Below are 16,790 nucleotides of genomic sequence, written 5' to 3' on the forward strand. Positions count from 1 at the left end.
AGAGTTAAGAGTTAGGAGTTAGGGGTTAGGAGTACAAAGAGTTAGGAGTTAAATGGCTTCTAACTCTTTGTTGTTGCTAATTTTTAGTTTTTCTGGCTTGCCATTTTTGGATGGCTTCTTGAGCATCTTCGTGGACAGATGTGACTTCTGGGACTAAGGTGGCTGTGGCGATCGCAGCTGGAAAGTTACCTTGTTCAGCACGAGTTTTCGCCAAGTCTAAAATCTTTTCACTCCATTGGTTAATAGATTTCTTTGCTAAGTAGTAACCGGGTTGTCCTTTTGGTACTCTTTTGGCAACTTCAATGGCTCGATTGTAAGTGGAAGCTTGTCCTGGCTTGATTAAGGCCTGGGCGGCTTCTAAAAGGGTGGTGTTGGCGAGATATTGTTTAGCTTCTGTGCGCCATTGGGTGATTGCTGCTTGTGCTTGGGGATACAAGGCTTGGTCTTTGGGGATCAATTGTGCAGCTGCGATCGCATAATTGTACTGTTTTTGTTTAGCCCGACCTTCGGCTAAATCTAGAATCATGCGACTCCAAATCTTAATGTTCTCCTGGGCTTGGTTGTAGAGGGGTTCACCGGGTTTGATTTTCTTGGCTGTGGCGATCGCCAAGTTGAGGTCGCTAGCTTGTGTTTGTCTAAGGGACTTCTTAGCTAGGTCTAGTAAAGCTTGGTTGCGTTTTTGTGATTCAGAAATTGGCGCAATTTGGGCTGTTGATTGGTTTTTTGGTGGGTTGAGGGGCAATATTGTGGGAGGAGACTGGGAATTTGAGGCAGTTTTGATAACTGGTGTCTCATGATTAGCAGATGTAGAGGATATCTCCCTGGCTTGCAATACTCTAGCTTGATTGCGGAGCAGAACTACTGTAATTAAAGTTACTACAAGCATCGTACCTCCACCCCAAACGATAAACTGTCTCCACAATGAGGAGTCTGGTTTATTTTCAGGTAGGCGAGAAATATAAGGTTGGGGACTGTTGGGAATAAATCTAGCCCCCATCTCTTCATCGGGTGAAAGTGGTGGAGATGGCTGGTTGAAGAATTGTTCTCTAGTGTTGGAGTCAGGATCTAGATGAGAAAATTGTTGTTCATTGAATGTCAAGTTGGGAAATGATAACGGCTGGGATCTATCTTTGATAGCCGTTTCTGCACTTTGAGCTTCTCCCCACATACTCATAGGATATGAATTAGCAGCAGTGTTGGAAGAAAATTCTCCTAGTGGGGGAGATGCGAGTGCGACAGCAAAGTTTTCTTCTGGAAAAATAATTGGTTCTGCGGCGGTGGGTTCTAATGTATTGGGAATGAATGTACTAGGAATTGCGGCTCTAAATTGTAATGTATGGGTAGTAGTTTCAACTGGCGGTAAAATTGCCGGCGGTGTAGAGGGGATGACTGCGACTGGGTTTTGAGTGGGTCGCCAGTAGTGCTGAGATAATTCTGGGGTGATAATGCTGAGGTGTTTTTCTAAATCCGCCAAGCTAATCCCATAACCAGAACGCAAAGCTGCTAACAGTGCGGCAGTAAATATACCGTGACCGAGTTCTCTACTTTCTTGGGCAAATTGTTCTGGTTGGCAAGAAAAAATTGTCGCTAGTTGTAGTTCTTGGGCTAGTTCTAGGGTTTCTTGTCCAACGGGAGTATCCCCAGTTGCACCAAAAGCGCGGTTGATATCAAAGAGCAACAAGACATTCAGGTTAGCTAGTTGCAGACTCTGCATGAGCGATCGCAATTCTATCCCAGTCTCTGGGACGCGTTTGGGATCACCATCTACAGGCATTAGGTAATCTCTACCTTCGTAGTTGACCCCATAACCGCTAAAAAATAACCATATATTGTCTTGGGGTTGCCAACAAGCTGCTGCTAAATCTTCCAATAGCAGCAGAATATTTTCTTTGGTTGGATAAGTTGATCTATCGCCAATCGGTGGCGAAGTGTCACTCATCAGCAAGCATCGTTGATGTGAAAAACCTGCTTGTTGAACTAAAAAATCTTTTAGTGACTCAGCATCAGCTTGAGCGCAACTTAAAGGTTGAAATAACTGATATTGATTGATGCCTATGGCGATCGCCCAGTAGTTTGCCATCCCGCCCTTTGTAGGTTGTTGTGTGGTTGCCTAAAATTGCGGTTGGCTTTGCTGAAAAAACAAAGCTAACCTAATGTTTTATAGTCTGGGTGATTTAATCAGAGTCACCAGATTATATGTAACTTTTATTACGTAACTACTCGAAAAAACTCTCGACTTATTCAAAATACAGAACTTCGCCAGCGAGCCATAAAGTCATGACCAGAATAGGTGTTCACCAACTATCATCGATCATTCCCTTTAAACTTATTAGCCAATTTGACAGAAAAATCCGGACATTTCCCTTAATATTTTTGCTGTTGTCTCCTGTGTCTGTATGGATAGGCACAGAAGTCATTTCACCGCAGATTGTGCGAGCTTACACAGCCAGAGTAGACTTGACTATTGACCGATTACCAGATGAAGGCTACGAAGCCATACTCAGAAGAGCCGAAATGACAGCTAGAGCAGCAGCACAACGCAGCTTTGATCAAGATATTTTGGCGACAGATATTTACGTAATTGTATCTGTACAAAGTTATGGTGCGATCGCGCCAATTCTGTCTTTAGAAGTTAGCCGCAAACAATGGCGCACCCGTCCCGATACCCGTCGATGGGCGACTTATTTTAAAAGTGCGCGATCGCTCTTACGTTTTGAAGAACAAACCACCCCCAATCCCGCCGCCGCAGTGACTATTCCCACAGCCACCCCCACAACGCCTGAAATGAAGCCGACGGAATAGGTGTGTAGGGGTGTAGGGGTGTAGGGGTGTAGGGGGCAGGGGGCAGGGGGCAGGGGCAGGGGGAGTAAAACTTTTGAATTTTGAATTTTGAATTTTGAATTTTGAATTGATTTGTCCCCAATTAATTTGACTTCGGCTAGCGATCGCTTAGAATAGGAAGGTTGTCAAGAATTGCGATATCGGCTATCATGGCTGTTCCTAAGAAGAAAACATCTAAATCTAAACGAGATAAACGTCGAGCTACCTGGAGACACAAGGCTGTTGTTGAAGCACAAAAAGCTCTTTCCTTGGGTAAATCAATTTTGACGGGACGTTCTACATTTGTCTATCCTACTGCTGAAGAAGAAGGCGAAGAAGAATAAAAAAAGTGGTAATGAGTAATTGGCATAACCAAATTACCCATTACCTTTTACCCATGACTGATGATCAAATAATCACATCAAGAGTAAGCTATCTCTAGCTCTTGATTTTTTGATTTTCAACAAAGTTAATATTTACCTGTTTTCTGGGTGGAAATGAGACGCTGAGAATTGGTGAATTAGTCACAAAACTATTAACAGGATTAATGTTGATGGGACTATGCTAGGAAAATTTTTTCAGAAACCAAATCAAGAAAATAGCGAGCGCGTCCCCCCAGGACAACACTTGGCTAAGGGCTTCCCTGTGTTAACCTACGGTGCAGCACCCCAAGTTACCATAGAAGAATGGGAATTTCGGGTTTGGGGTTTGGCTAAACCTGCTGTGTTTAGTTGGTCAGATTTCATGAATCTACCTCAACACGAGTTCACCGCAGATTTTCACTGTGTCACCCGTTGGTCTAAACTTGATGTCAAGTGGATGGGGATTAAAGTTACAGATTTTATGAATCTGATTGAGGTAGATCCCAAAGCAGCCCATGTGATGGAACATTGCTATGGGGGCTACACTACAAATATTGCAATGGCGGATTTTGTTAGAGAAGAAAATTTTTTCGCCGTTAAATTATTTGATGAACCATTACCAGTAGAACATGGTGGACCGATGCGATTGGTTGTACCCCATGTCTACGCTTGGAAAAGTGCTAAATGGATTAATGGTTTAGAGTTTCTTGAACAAGAAGAACTAGGTTTTTGGGAACGCAACGGCTACCATCGGCGTGGTGAACCTTGGGCTGAAGAACGGTATAGTAATTCGTAATTCGTAATTCGTAATTCGTAATATAGACCTCTTGCAAAAGTCATAATTATAGTGTCCTTCTTTGCGTCTTTGCGCCTTTGCGCGAAACAAAACAATATTTATGCAAGAGGTGTTATCTCTGTTGGGTTGTCCTACGGTTTAACTTATAGGCTTTTAACGAATAATTAGCTTGAGAAGAGATAATTTTCCTTTATAGGGAGCGTATCGCCAATTTAAGTCTAGCCAGAAGGAGTTTTTTAAGACACTTTTGTAATGTGAAAAGGTGTCAAAACTGGCTTTACCGTGATAGCTACCAATACCGCTATCTCCTACACCACCAAATGGTAACGATGAAACGCCTACTTGCATTACTGTGTCGTTGATACATACGCCACCGGAAGAAGTTTCTTGCAAGATTTGTGCTTGCAATTTTTTGTTTTGGGAAAATAGGTATAAAGCTAGGGGTTTTGGTTGAGAATTAATTAAGGCGATCGCTTCTGTAATATCTGTATATTCTAAGACAGGTAAAATCGGCCCAAAAATCTCTTCCTGCATGACAGGATCTGTTAAGGACACATGATCGATTAATGTGGGTGAAATATAAAGTTCTTCGGGGTTACTGTCTCCGCCACTAATTATTTCACCATTTTTGAGAAACTCGGCTAGTCGTGCAAAATGTCTTGGGCTGATTATCCTAGCATAATCGGGACTGCTTGCTGGCTCGTCGCCGTAAAATTCTTTGATAGTTTTTTGGAGTGCTGTTATTAAATCTTGTTTGATTTTTTGATTAACTAAAAGATAATCAGGTGCAATACAAGTTTGTCCAGCATTGATAAATTTGCCCCAAATAATCCGTCTAGCTGTATGTTCTATATTAATATCTGTATCTACAATACATGGACTTTTACCACCTAATTCTAGTGTAACTGGTGTTAAATGTTTGGCTGCTGCCTCCATGACAATTCTTCCTACAGATGTCCCACCAGTAAAGAAGATATGATTAAATTTTTCTTGTAGTAGTTGCTGGCTGGTTTCTACACCACCTTCTACTACGGTAATATATTCTTGTGGGAAGGCATTACTAATAATTTCTGCTAATAAATTGGAAGTATGGGGAGCAAGTTCTGAAGGTTTTATAATAGTACAATTACCAGCAGCGATCGCACCTACCAAGGGTGAAATCATTAATTGGAAGGGATAATTCCAAGGACTTATGATTAAAATAATTCCTAGGGGTTCTGGATAAATTTGTGCTGAGTAATTAAAAAAATCGGTAGGAACTGCTGCTTTTTTGGGTTTAGCCCAAGTTTTGAGATGTTTAATGGCATAATTGATTTCTTTAATTACACCGATTTCTGTAGCGTAAGTTTCAAATTCTGGTTTGTGTAAATCGGCTTTTAATGCCTGAATAATTGATTTTTCATGATTAATTACTAAATCTTTGAGTTTCTTGAGTTGTTCCAGACGAAAAGTAACATTTTTGGTTTGACCAGTCTGAAAAAAATCTTTTTGCTTGCGTAAAATTTCTGGAATTGTCGATTTTGCAGATGTAATCATTTGTTTTCTAGGCGATAGTTTTGTGTGGTAATAAATTATCCTAAATTGGCTGTTAGTAAAGTGTGCTAGTGCAAGTAATCTTTTAGTATTTTAACTTCTGAATTTTGCTGTATGGCGGTTCTCGCTTTAGTAAGGTACAAGAACCCCACCCCCAACCCCCTCCCCGCAAGCAAGGAGGGGGCTATGATATACCTTATGTGATTAGGAAACGCTATAATTGATTACTGTTTAATAGGTAAACTCACAATAAAGATACTACCTTTACCTAACTCAGAATTGACAACAATACTACCGTGATGAGCCTCGACAATTCGTCGGGAAAGGTACAAACCCAAACCACTACCGGAAATTTTATGGCTACCTTGACGAAACCTTTCAAATAGGGTGGCTTGTTCTGCGGCTGGAATACCTCGGCCTGTATCGGCTATTTCTACGGTTATATAATCGGTGATTTTAGCCGTGGGTGGACTTTGACTCGAAATTTGATTTTTTAGGCGGATATTCACTGAACCAGATTCAGTAAATTTAATGGCGTTACTGATAAGGTTAGTAAATAGACGATGAAGTTCCAAGCGATCGCCTGAGACGGTGCTGGAGTCGGCTGTATAATCAAAGTCTAGATTAATTATCAAGCCTTTGGGTTGGGCTAAAGGTGTGAGTTCTCCCACTACTTCTTGAAGTAATTGACTCAAATCCACTGGCTGAAAAGCTAGAGTTTTCCGTCCTGCTTCAAAGCGATACACTTCTAATAAAGTATTTACCATCGATAGCAGGTTGATATTACTACGCGCCATAATGACGATCGCTTCCTGCATTTGGGGTGATAATGTACCTAATGCACCCTGTTGAAACAGTGTCAGCATCCTATCAGCCGCCACTAGGGGGGTACGCAAATCATGGGTCAGCCGAGAGACAAAATCTTCCCTCTGGCGGGCTATTTCATCCCGTTCATCCATGCTACGCTTTAACCGTAACAGCGATCGCACTCTGGCTAATAACTCATCGACTGTGACAGGTTTGCGGATAAAATCATCAGCACCTAAATCTAATCCTCGCGCCACATTCGGCGTATCATGGGCTGTAATTAATAGTATGGGAATGTATTGTTGTAACTGCATTTCCCCCCGAATGCGCCTAGTGACTTCATAACCATCCATTCCTGGCATCATTAAGTCTAACAGGACTAAATCACAAGGTAATGCTTGCAGTTGTGCTAATGCTGAAAAGCCATTTTCGGCGGTATTAATTATATAGCCTTCTTCCTCCAAAATGGTTTTAATTAAAAACACATTATCAGGAGAGTCATCAACAACTAGAATGTTGCCAGAGTGAGAAGTTTGTGAACTCATGAGATACCGAGAATGCGATTAGGGAATAGTTTAAGTTAGGGAACACCACAATATAAATTATCCCAAATTGGCTGTCAGTACGAATAATTTTTAATGATTTCTACTTTCTAAAAAATCTGAGCCAATAAAACTGGCTCAGATTCTTGATAATATTACTCTTCACCATTGGTGAATGTATTGATAAAAACCCAAACTACGGTGAACAATCCTTTGGGTATAGAGATATTCTACTATTCAAAAAATAATGGTGATTAAGAGAGAGCTTTATCCTTCTCCTTAATACTGCTCACACAAAACTCAATGTGAGAACGAATAGCACGTTCATAAACTATAGTCTGGTGTGTGCGTACCCCAATAGGTTGATAGACCAAGGTAATTTCTGGAAATTCACACCAAGACATCAAAAAAACATCTTTAGCTGGAGTAATAATTTCATAATTATTCTCCTGTCTTTTCTTTTTGACCTTACAATTGTTGAGTTTTAACTTTTCTCTAAATAGCTGTTCAAAAACCGGAATCAACTGTGAATCATTTTCCATTGTTTATCACGTTTAAACTTATTATTTAGGCAAAATTATATTTACCGTCGAGTCGGCTACTGTAGTTTTATGTTGTACAGGTTGTGTGTGGAATAATATTTCGAGCCATAATCAAATTATACCTTAGTAGGTACAAAAAAACAGGTCTATTTTGAGTTGCAGTCAATAGCAAGCAAAATAATTGACAATAAGTTAACCTTATCTAAAATTAAGTTAATCTTATCTTAAATTTTTTTATCGAAATATGTCATTCAATAACTGATAACACAGATTTTGGCAATAATTTATCTTTAAACCACACAATTCTTGCCGGAACATCATCTAACTTAATACCTGCTTTTTCTAAATTTAACCTTTCAGAAATAGCCAAAATCAAATTATCACAACCAGAGCGGCGCACCTGGTAAAATTTCTTTTGTAAATATTCTGGTCGCCAATAGCCCACAATTTCTAATAAAAATTCCCGTCCATCAGGATGCACTAGCCGAAAATCGGGAATCATCACACTCCCTGGAATGGGAATCAAATCCACTTCCCGTTCTAATATCCAGTCTGTTTTTAAGGCATCCCATTTATCAGCAAAGGATGCTTCTAGCATACTATCGTAGGGTTTACCTTTAGAGTAGTGGGAAACTAAACCACATTCTGAATTGAGGGTAAATCGGCCTGTTCTCCAAGTATCTGTGTAGGCATCACGGGTTTGTAATGTGGCGGCAAGACTCCATTTGGTAACATGGAGTAAGGCGGGAATCAGTTTAGCGATCGCTAACCCATAACGCGTACTAGGCGTAAATAAACTGGTAGGGCCATCTACTGTAATTGTAAACCCGTGGTCAGCATCACCCTCAATATAAGCCATGAGTTGAAACAATTTAAGATAGCGAAATAACAGCTTATATTCTCCTGGCACATTGCGATGAGCATTTAAAATTAGTTTACTGGCTTTATAAAATATCCCTTGCACTTGAGATAAATTATAGCGATTGATTAAATCGACCCCTGTTGGTGTATCCAAGTTGGTTAAAATTTTATTTTCCACCAAATCAGCATAGATACCATCACGCACTTGCTCAGGTAATACCTCTCGTTCTAATTCTTGACTTAATTCATCAGCAATTTTCACTAAAGTGATTTGGGTTGATTCGCGACTAGGCGCAGATTTTGCAGCCAAAGCAAACACCCGTTCTCTTAACATTGGTGGTTCTAGGGGACTGACTACTTCAAAGGTGCAAAAATTGCTTTTAATAATGTAAGCTAACCCTCGTTTGACTCGATAATCAGTAGCATCACCTTCTAACCCTAAAAGTTGACGCTCAAGTTCACCTTGAGTTTTACCTAATGTTGACTGAAAACAATTAATTAATTCATTTGCTAACTCTAAATTTTTATTATCTATCTTCAGTCTCTTGGGAATTATTTCTTCTCCGTTTAGGCGATGGCTTAGTAGGTCTGTTGGTAGCATTTCCCTGGTTATTTTTATCTGGTGAATTATCGACTACATAATTGATATCTAATTGTTCCGCAGCTTTAGCAACATTTGGCTGACCACTACCATAAACAACTTTTAAGTTCGCTTTTTTATCCTCACCGCGCCGCCGTGCTGAAGTATTTTCTTCGCTCGTATCTTCTGCTATTACTTCATAGAGGATTGCTTGTTTATTGGGAGTATTTCCTTTGCGTAAAATTCTCCCTAAGCGTTGAATATATTCTCTAGTTGAGCCAGTCCCAGATAGAATAATTGCTATAGAAGCAGCCGGAACATCAACCCCTTCATTCAACACATGGGAAGCCACCAAAGTATTATATTCACCTTCCCGAAATTTAGTTAATATTTCATGTCTTTCTTTGACTGGTGTTTGATGAGTAATGGCGGGAATTAATAAATCTTGAGAAATTTTATAAACCGTGGCATTATCAGCAGTAAAAATTAACAATCGTTCCGGGTAATGTTTGGCGAGCAAATTAGCTAAAATGCGTAACTTGCCATCAGTACCAAGAGCGATTTCTTTAGCTTCTCGGTGCGCTAACATAGCTCTACGCCCAGATTGCGATCGCGCACTCATCTGCACAAACATCTGCCAACCTTGTATACTCCCCAAGGAAACCTTAGCTTGGCGTAGAAAATCATTGCGAATTTGAATTAAATTGTTGTATCTTTCGCGCTCATGCTGTGATAGCTTCACCTTAATTTGGACTATTTCATGTTCAGCTAAAGCCTTCCCTGCTAAATCTTCAGCACGTTTGCGATAGACTTCTGGCCCAATCAAAATATTTAAATCTGCGTGTTTCCCATCGGTGCGTTCTGGGGTAGCCGATAGTCCTAAACGATAGGGTGCGATCGCATATTCGGCAATCACTCGGTTAAAATCTGTAGGTAAGTGATGACACTCATCAAACACAATCAAAGCATACTTATTCCCCAAAGCTTCGGCGTGAATAGCTGCACTGTCATAGGTGGCTACCAAAATCGCCGTCCTATCCCGTGAACCACCCCCCAGTAACCCCACCTCCGCATCAGGAAACGCCGATACCAAATGAGCATACCACTGGTGCATTAAATCTAAGGTTGGCACAACAATTAACGTTGTCCGTGGTGTCGCCTGCATCGCCATCTGGGCTAAATAAGTCTTTCCCGCCGCCGTAGGTAGCACCACAACCCCCTGTCTTCCCGCTAGTTTCCAAGCTGCTAAAGCTTCACTCTGATGGGGGTAGGGTTGCATTTCTAAACTCGCAACTAAATCTACAGGGTAAAATTCTTTGGCTTCATCGATGAAATAAATGTCTTCAGCTTGCAGTGTTTCCACTACAGTACGATATTTTATCCCTGGAATGCGGAATTTTTCTACCCTATCATCCCAAGTGGCATAGTCCATCCAAGCTTTACTCCGTGGTGGTGGATGTAAAATTAGTGTACCGCGATCAAACGTTAAGGTGGGAGTACGAGGCATAAATCAATTCAAAATTCAAAATTCAAAATTCAAAATTAAATAACTGGGGATTGGGGATTGGGGGAATTGTAGCAAACTCAGACTAAATGCTTAATCCTATCTTGGAAAAGGGAATGGGGTATATTCCTTTTTTATTTAATGCAAAATCGCACACTTTAATAAAATGAGACATTTAAATATATGAATTTTGATTATGACTTATTTGTAATTGGTGCTGGTTCTGGGGGTTTGGCGGCTTCTAAACGTGCAGCTAGCTATGGAGCAAAAGTAGCGATCGCAGAATATGATTTAGTCGGCGGAACTTGTGTGATTCGGGGTTGTATTCCGAAAAAATTGATGGTTTACGGCTCTCATTTTCCCGCGCTGTTTCAAGATGCAGCCGGCTATGGTTGGCAATTAGATAATTTTTTATTGGACTGGGAGCATTTTATTACATCAATTGATCAAGAAGTTAGGCGACTATCACAAGTACATATCAGTTTGCTCGAAAAAGCAGGCGTAGAACTGATAGCCGGTCACGCTAAATTTTTAGATCCCCACACCATAGAAGTTAATGACCGCAAAATTACAGCCGATAAAATTTTAATCGCTGTTGGTGGAAGACCTGCTAAACCAGATTTACCAGGGATAGAATACAGTATTACCTCCAATGAAATATTTCATTTAACAGCACAACCAAAACACATCGCCATTATTGGTGCTGGTTATATCGGTACAGAATTTGCCTGTATCATGCGCGGTTTGGGATCTGAGGTCACACAGATTAACCGTAATCACCTCATTCTAAAAGGATTTGATGAAGATATCCGCACAGCCATTCAAGAAGGCATGAGCAATCACGGGATTAACATTATCCAAAATACCGAGGTGACAGCCATTGCACAAGTTCCAGAAGGCTTGAAGTTGAATTTATCTGGAGACGGACAAGAACCCATCATTGCTGATGTCTGTTTGGTGGCTACAGGTCGAGATCCCAACGTAGAAGGACTCGGTTTACAAAACGCTGGGGTTGATGTTGTTCCCAGTTCTGTAGAATCAGGATACTGCACTACTTGTGCGATCGCAGTCGATGAATATAGTCAAACCAATCAACCCAACATTTTTGCTGTCGGTGATGTCACCGATCGCTTAAATTTAACTCCTGTCGCCATTGGTGAAGGTCGTGCTTTTGCTGACAGTGAATTTGGCAACAATCGCCGCGAATTTAGCCATGAAACCGTACCCACCGCCGTATTTTCCAACCCAGAAGCCGCTACAGTTGGTTGGTCAGAAACCCAAGCACGGGAAAAACTGGGTGAAGCAGTGACAATTTATCGCACTAGTTTTCGTCCCCTGTACCACAGTTTGACAGGTAAACAAGAACGCATAATGATGAAATTGGTGGTAGATACTAACACCAACAAAGTTCTAGGCGCGCACATGGTCGGTGAAAATGCTGCCGAAATTATCCAAGGTGTTGCGATCGCTGTCAAAATGGGTGCAACCAAACAAGACTTTGATGACACCGTAGGTATTCACCCCTCCGCCGCCGAAGAATTTGTCACTATGCGATAGGTCAAGTCGCTTCGCTCCAATTCAAAATTCAAAATTCAAAATTCAAAATAGAAGATAATCAATGGGGGCTTGTACCCAGAATTAATTAATTCAAAATTATTCTTACTCTTCCTAACAGAATTTTGAATTCAAAAAAGGTCAATAGTCATTCCCCTGTCACCTGTCACCTGTCACCTTCCCCCTGTCCCCTTCCCCAATGTCTAACCAGTATATCTACCTGCACGGTTTTGCTTCTAGTCCTAAATCTAACAAAGCCCAAGATATCAGCGATCGCTTTGCTAAAATTCAAATCCCCCTAAAAATTCCTGATCTGAATGCTGGTGACTTTTCAGAGTTAACAATCTCACGTCAAATTAAACAAGTAGCAGCAGCATTTGCTAATGACTCTGTACCTATAACCCTAATTGGTTCTAGTTTGGGGGGCTTGACTGCTGCCCACATAGCACAGCAATATTTACAAGTAGAACGCCTAGTATTACTAGCACCAGCTTTTGAGTTTTTATCCCATTGGTTGCCCAAGTTAGGCGATGAAGCAATACAGCGTTGGCAACAAGAACAGTACATCATGGTTCATCACTATGGTGAAGAGCGATCGCTGCCTTTAAGTTACAATTTTGTGACAGATGCAACTAAATACTCCCAAACCCAATTATAACGCCCAATTCCCACGTTGATTTTGCATGGTAAACAAGATGAAGTCATCCCTATTACCGCCAGTCGCTATTTTATGCGATCGCGTCCTTGGGTAGAATTAGTAGAACTAGATAGCGATCACGCACTAGGTAATGTTACAGAAGCAATTTGGCAAGCAATTCAACAATTTTGTCAGTTATCTGGGGGATAGGAGACAGGGGACAGGGGACAGGTGACAGGTGACAGGTGACAGGTGACAGGTGACAGGGGACAGGGTAGATTATATTTTCTATGCCCCATGACTAATGACTATTGACTATTAACTATTGACTATTAACTAAAAATATGCTTCCTTTTATTCGTTCAGATTTAGCACAATTTAACGCTTACAAACCACACCCTAGTAGCGATACAGGCGCAGCAGTTCCTACTCAGTTAGATCGCCTAGATACCAATGAAAGCCCCTATGATTTGCCGCCTGAGTTAAAACAAAAGCTGGCTTGGACTTATCAAGAGATCATCGAAACAAATCGTTATCCTGATGGTGGACATGGGGCGATCAAAAATGCGATCGCTGAATATGTCAATGAATCGGCTGGTGTTTCTACATCACTATTTACTGCTGACAATATCTCTGTGGGTAATGGTTCAGATGAACTAATCCGTTCTTTATTAATTGCCACCTGTCTACAAGGAGAAGGTGCAGTTCTTGTTGCTAATCCCACCTTTTCCATGTATGGGATTCTAGCAAAAACTTTAGGTATTCCTGTCGTAACAGTTGCTAGAAATCCTAACAACTTTGAAATTGATTTAACCGCCGCCCAATCAGCTATCGAACAAACTCAAAATCCTCCCATTCGGGTCGTGTTCGTTGTTCATCCCAATTCCCCCACAGCTAATCCTTTAACTATCAATGAATTGACTTGGTTAAAAAGTCTGAGTGAGCAGGTGTTGGTAGTCATTGACGAAGCTTATTTTGAATTTAGCCAAACAACTTTGGCAAGTGAGTTAGCACAGCATCCCAACTGGGTGATTTTACGTACCTTTTCTAAAGCTTTCCGTTTAGCAGCAATGCGTGTAGGTTATTGTATAGCTCATCCAGAAGCGATCGCTATCCTAGAAAAAGTCCGCTTACCCTACAATTTACCTAGTTTTTCCCTTGCAGCCGCACTCATGGCTTTACAAAATCGTCACATCTTGCTGGAATCAATTCCGCAAACGCTGCATGAACGTAACAAAATGACTACAGCTTTATCTCAAAACCCAGCCTTACAAGTTATAGAAAGTGCCGCTAATTTTATTTTTGTGCGTCTTCAACCAAATAATGATGACTCACAAAATACAGCTTTAAAAAATCTTCATCAACAACTCAAAAACCAAGGTACTCTTATCCGTGAAATTAGCGGAGGACTACGAATTACTATCGGTACACCTGAAGAAAACCTACGCACGCTAAACCGAATACAAGCAGCTTTAGTTAACAAAGTATAGGGGTTTAAGTCCCCGGCTTCTATCAAGCCGCAAGTGTTGTGGCTCTTTTTAAATCCCCGTTACCACACGTAATTGCGTAAAGCCTGCGGCATAGCTCCGCTTAGAGCGTAGCGGGACGTTAGTCCATTGTGAATTGCGAATTGCGAATTGGTTTAAATGTCTCTATTACCCCAACGGCGTACTATTCCCGCCGTTTGCGGTAACACTCCCACCAATAAAGCAAAAGCAACATCTGGTAAATTAGCAACCATTTCCTGGGGAAAATATTGTTCAAACTGATCCAGAATTTTTTGCACTCGCTGCTGAGGAACTGGATTTTCTGTAATTTGTTTGATTAACCTAATCCACTGTCGCCTGATTAAATAAGCTTTTTGCCGCTCTTCATAAGATTCTGGTGTCAGTAAAGATAGATTTCCTATAGGGATAACCATGTGGCAATCAGCATCATAATCACCGCCAACTGCTGCTCCTGGCCCAGCAAATTCAGCATGATAGCGTTTGAAGAGGATTAACCCATTCCGCCTACGACTATTGACTATAAAAACTTGTCCACTGTGCAAAAATGTCAGAACATCCGAACTGTACGTTTGCTCAGTTCCATCTGGCATGACAAAACTGTCAAGGCAACTTGTGTCAGAGTAGTACGTTGATACCATAGTAGCTTGATAGCGGCGGGTTTTTTCGCTATCCATGTTTACTAAAACTTTTGAATAGTTTAATTTTGGGAATCCAGGGTGGATAAGTTTGATTAAATCTCCACCTTTTTTTTGCTCTTTCTTTTTAACCAGAATTGTTTAGTCAATTTTAACTAAAATTTAAAGCAAGATATATGAGCTTTGCCATTAAGTGATCACATTCTATGTGATTTAACTACATTTGTCTGCCAATTAATTGCTAAAACATTTAAAGTTTTTATGAAGATAAATATCTTCATTAATAAGGTTCTATGAGGAGATTAATTTACTTTCAAAGTAATTTTACTGATGAGACAATTATAGTCTAAATTTTTCGTTTGGTAATATTTAAGGTAAAGTGTTGAGATTTCATACAATCAACATGATATGGATAAATAAATATATTTCTTTTTATAAATTTTTTTTAAAGGCTAAGTAAAAATAGGTTTATAAAAATTTTAGATGAAATTTTAACTAAAACTAATATGCTTAGATCCTCTCAAAACTACTGCTATGATTGGAAATGCGATGCTCAAAGCTAATATTTGAAAGAATAGCAATTGAGTAAATAGTAGATCCAGGGTATGCACCCATTTTGTTTGACCAAAATCTTAAGGTATCGCTGAAAATATTTCTGATCGGAAAATCAAGTATGTAGTTTGAGTATTTAGGTAATTACTTATTTGTATCTGCTGTCATAGATTCTGGGTTTAAGCCACAAAACTATTCATTGATAAAGACCAAAAAACTTACTAGACCAAGGGGAGTGTTAGCAACCTATTTACCGCCCAAAAAAGAATATTCAGATAATGGCATCTAATTGTAGATGTTTATGCAATAAAATCTGCCGTGATTGCCTAAATAAGAATATATTCAAGTTAGATTCTACTGTCTGTACCTTATATCCCAATTTGAAATAGAGCTGCCGCGCTTGATAATTATTTTCCAAAACATGAAGATATAGATTATCGAATCCCCATTCCCGCGAAACCTGTTCACAGCTAGTGAGTAATTGTGATGCCACACCATGCCTGCGGTATTCTGGGTGAACTGCTAAGTTAGATAAATAAAGGAAACTCCTACCAACTTGTGTCCAAGGATCACTGAAACGCACACCCATTTCGACAGTCCCTACTAATTGATGCGCTGCATTAGCATGAGTATTGACGGAAACCAAACAAATGTGATGAGGCGATGAAGATAAAAGGCGATGTTTGAGGTCTTCATAAATACCTAAACGTAGTAAAGGGAAAGCCCATCCCCAAAAACCATTTTGGGAATGAAAACTTTCTGCAATAATTTGGGCAACACCCCTCAAATCAGCAGATGTAGCAGCCCGAATTTGGAAGTGATGGGAACTTTGTTCAGCAGATGCTGTGACTTGTTGTTGGTGGGATGGGTCAGAAAACCAGTATGTCAAGGCTAGTTTAGTATTAATGTTTTTTAACGAAAATCTTCTCAATTATCCTAAAACACTGACAGTAAGTCGGCGGATATAATTCCAGGTTATTGGTTTACTCTCTATGAGGAAGGCCGTCAGGTGTTCTCGTAGAAGAGGTTAACGCCAACAGGGGGAGTCTACAGTCCTATGGTGCTGCTGCTAAGGGAACAAAATCAAGCTATAACTCCATAGAAAAAATTAACCCAGTAAGAGTATAGTAGCCTAACACATTAGTGTGCTTGTTAAGATCATCAGAAATAGTACAAAAAGGCAAAAATAGAAAGTCATTTCCAGAAAATTCATCTCATCACTTCCCTGACAGGTGAGTGATAACCTGATTTCAGTTTTAGCTAAATCTTTCTGAAAGCTATATGGGCGAGGTATATTAGTTTAACAGTATACGTACTTTTAAAAATGACTTTAGTAATATTACTAGTTATTCTAGGAGTAGCATAAATAAAATTTACTTAAAAGTGTTAGTGCGACTGTAACAACGGGAAAACTGAAGAAGTAGCTTCATGCGGTTTTTTAACTAAGCTTGATTGCTGCCCATAGTATTTTGATGGTTATTACTGGAGGTGAGGCAATATTTGAACAGTCAGAATCAAATCTGTAGCACAATCACTGATAATGAGACTAACTGCACT

At 40.2% G+C, this 16,790-nt stretch carries 13 protein-coding genes and 1 pseudogene; 6 read left to right on the forward strand and 8 right to left on the reverse strand.

Annotation, left to right across the window (positions count from 1 at the left end; all coding sequences use genetic code 11):
* Positions 1–76: 76 nt before the first annotated feature.
* Positions 77–2,080 (reverse strand): caspase family protein, encoded by a 2,004-nt coding sequence (locus tag L6494_RS06990; protein WP_237993021.1) that lies wholly within the window; start codon positions 2,078–2,080, stop codon positions 77–79.
* Between the two features lie 197 nt (positions 2,081–2,277).
* On the opposite strand from L6494_RS06990, the gene L6494_RS06995 reads away from it, so the two are divergent.
* The 3 genes from L6494_RS06995 to L6494_RS07005 all read left to right on the forward strand — a co-directional run bounded on the left by L6494_RS06995 (position 2,278) and on the right by L6494_RS07005 (position 3,978).
* On the forward strand, positions 2,278–2,802 hold the full coding sequence (locus L6494_RS06995) for a hypothetical protein (protein WP_237993023.1): 525 nt from the start codon (positions 2,278–2,280) through the stop codon (positions 2,800–2,802).
* A 188-nt stretch (positions 2,803–2,990) separates the two neighbouring features.
* The gene (gene rpmF / locus L6494_RS07000) at positions 2,991–3,164 is read left to right on the forward strand and encodes a 50S ribosomal protein L32 (RefSeq protein ID WP_237993025.1); all 174 of its coding nucleotides are present in this window, start codon (positions 2,991–2,993) and stop codon (positions 3,162–3,164) included.
* A 217-nt stretch (positions 3,165–3,381) separates the two neighbouring features.
* Positions 3,382–3,978 (forward strand): sulfite oxidase-like oxidoreductase, encoded by a 597-nt coding sequence (locus L6494_RS07005; RefSeq protein WP_237993027.1) that lies wholly within the window; start codon positions 3,382–3,384, stop codon positions 3,976–3,978.
* Between the two features lie 153 nt (positions 3,979–4,131).
* On the opposite strand, the gene L6494_RS07010 is transcribed toward L6494_RS07005, so the two are convergent.
* From L6494_RS07010 to L6494_RS07030, 5 genes are all read right to left on the reverse strand, one after another.
* Complete coding sequence (locus L6494_RS07010; protein WP_237993029.1) at positions 4,132–5,514, reverse strand: aldehyde dehydrogenase; 1,383 nt, start codon at positions 5,512–5,514, stop codon at positions 4,132–4,134.
* A 221-nt stretch (positions 5,515–5,735) separates the two neighbouring features.
* A complete protein-coding gene (locus L6494_RS07015) occupies positions 5,736–6,863 on the reverse strand; it encodes a hybrid sensor histidine kinase/response regulator (RefSeq protein WP_237993031.1) in 1,128 nt (375 codons plus the stop codon).
* A 251-nt stretch (positions 6,864–7,114) separates the two neighbouring features.
* Positions 7,115–7,402, reverse strand: coding sequence for a hypothetical protein (locus L6494_RS07020; protein ID WP_190707867.1), 288 nt, complete (start codon positions 7,400–7,402; stop codon positions 7,115–7,117).
* Between the two features lie 247 nt (positions 7,403–7,649).
* Positions 7,650–8,864 (reverse strand): DUF790 family protein, encoded by a 1,215-nt coding sequence (locus L6494_RS07025; protein ID WP_237993033.1) that lies wholly within the window; start codon positions 8,862–8,864, stop codon positions 7,650–7,652.
* A complete protein-coding gene (locus L6494_RS07030; RefSeq protein ID WP_237993035.1) occupies positions 8,791–10,350 on the reverse strand; it encodes a DEAD/DEAH box helicase family protein in 1,560 nt (519 codons plus the stop codon). Before L6494_RS07030 ends, L6494_RS07025 begins: the two co-directional genes overlap by 74 nt.
* A gap of 180 nt (positions 10,351–10,530) precedes the next feature.
* Here L6494_RS07030 and gor point away from each other — a divergent pair, with 180 nt between their 5' ends.
* The 3 genes and pseudogenes from gor (at position 10,531) to L6494_RS07045 (ending at position 14,028) form a co-directional block, all read left to right on the forward strand.
* Complete coding sequence (gene gor / locus L6494_RS07035) at positions 10,531–11,904, forward strand: glutathione-disulfide reductase (RefSeq protein WP_237993037.1); 1,374 nt, start codon at positions 10,531–10,533, stop codon at positions 11,902–11,904.
* 196 nt (positions 11,905–12,100) lie between these two features.
* Positions 12,101–12,748, forward strand: a pseudogene (locus L6494_RS07040) (YqiA/YcfP family alpha/beta fold hydrolase).
* Between the two features lie 134 nt (positions 12,749–12,882).
* Positions 12,883–14,028 (forward strand): histidinol-phosphate transaminase, encoded by a 1,146-nt coding sequence (locus L6494_RS07045; protein ID WP_237993040.1) that lies wholly within the window; start codon positions 12,883–12,885, stop codon positions 14,026–14,028.
* Positions 14,029–14,180: 152 nt separating this feature from the next.
* Here the strand turns inward: L6494_RS07045 and L6494_RS07050 are convergent, their stop codons facing one another.
* Together L6494_RS07050 and L6494_RS07055 are read right to left on the reverse strand one after the other, a co-directional pair.
* A complete protein-coding gene (locus L6494_RS07050) occupies positions 14,181–14,720 on the reverse strand; it encodes a hypothetical protein (RefSeq protein WP_237993042.1) in 540 nt (179 codons plus the stop codon).
* 784 nt (positions 14,721–15,504) lie between these two features.
* Complete coding sequence (locus tag L6494_RS07055; RefSeq protein WP_237993044.1) at positions 15,505–16,122, reverse strand: GNAT family N-acetyltransferase; 618 nt, start codon at positions 16,120–16,122, stop codon at positions 15,505–15,507.
* Between the last annotated feature and the right edge of the window lie 668 nt (positions 16,123–16,790).

This window comes from Nostoc sp. UHCC 0870 (genome assembly GCF_022063185.1).
GTDB lineage: Bacteria > Cyanobacteriota > Cyanobacteriia > Cyanobacteriales > Nostocaceae > Trichormus.

Excerpts from the sequence above, each read along its gene's own strand:
- L6494_RS06990 (WP_237993021.1), bottom strand. The coding sequence starts at position 2,080 with ATGGCAAACTACTGGGCGATCGCCATAGGCATCAATCAATATCAGTTA.
- L6494_RS06995 (WP_237993023.1), top strand. The coding sequence starts at position 2,278 with ATGACCAGAATAGGTGTTCACCAACTATCATCGATCATTCCCTTTAAA.
- rpmF (WP_237993025.1), top strand. The coding sequence starts at position 2,991 with ATGGCTGTTCCTAAGAAGAAAACATCTAAATCTAAACGAGATAAACGT.
- L6494_RS07005 (WP_237993027.1), top strand. The coding sequence starts at position 3,382 with ATGCTAGGAAAATTTTTTCAGAAACCAAATCAAGAAAATAGCGAGCGC.
- L6494_RS07010 (WP_237993029.1), bottom strand. The coding sequence starts at position 5,514 with ATGATTACATCTGCAAAATCGACAATTCCAGAAATTTTACGCAAGCAA.
- L6494_RS07015 (WP_237993031.1), bottom strand. The coding sequence starts at position 6,863 with ATGAGTTCACAAACTTCTCACTCTGGCAACATTCTAGTTGTTGATGAC.
- L6494_RS07020 (WP_190707867.1), bottom strand. The coding sequence starts at position 7,402 with ATGGAAAATGATTCACAGTTGATTCCGGTTTTTGAACAGCTATTTAGA.
- L6494_RS07025 (WP_237993033.1), bottom strand. The coding sequence starts at position 8,864 with ATGCTACCAACAGACCTACTAAGCCATCGCCTAAACGGAGAAGAAATA.
- L6494_RS07030 (WP_237993035.1), bottom strand. The coding sequence starts at position 10,350 with ATGCCTCGTACTCCCACCTTAACGTTTGATCGCGGTACACTAATTTTA.
- gor (WP_237993037.1), top strand. The coding sequence starts at position 10,531 with ATGAATTTTGATTATGACTTATTTGTAATTGGTGCTGGTTCTGGGGGT.
- L6494_RS07045 (WP_237993040.1), top strand. The coding sequence starts at position 12,883 with ATGCTTCCTTTTATTCGTTCAGATTTAGCACAATTTAACGCTTACAAA.
- L6494_RS07050 (WP_237993042.1), bottom strand. The coding sequence starts at position 14,720 with ATGGATAGCGAAAAAACCCGCCGCTATCAAGCTACTATGGTATCAACG.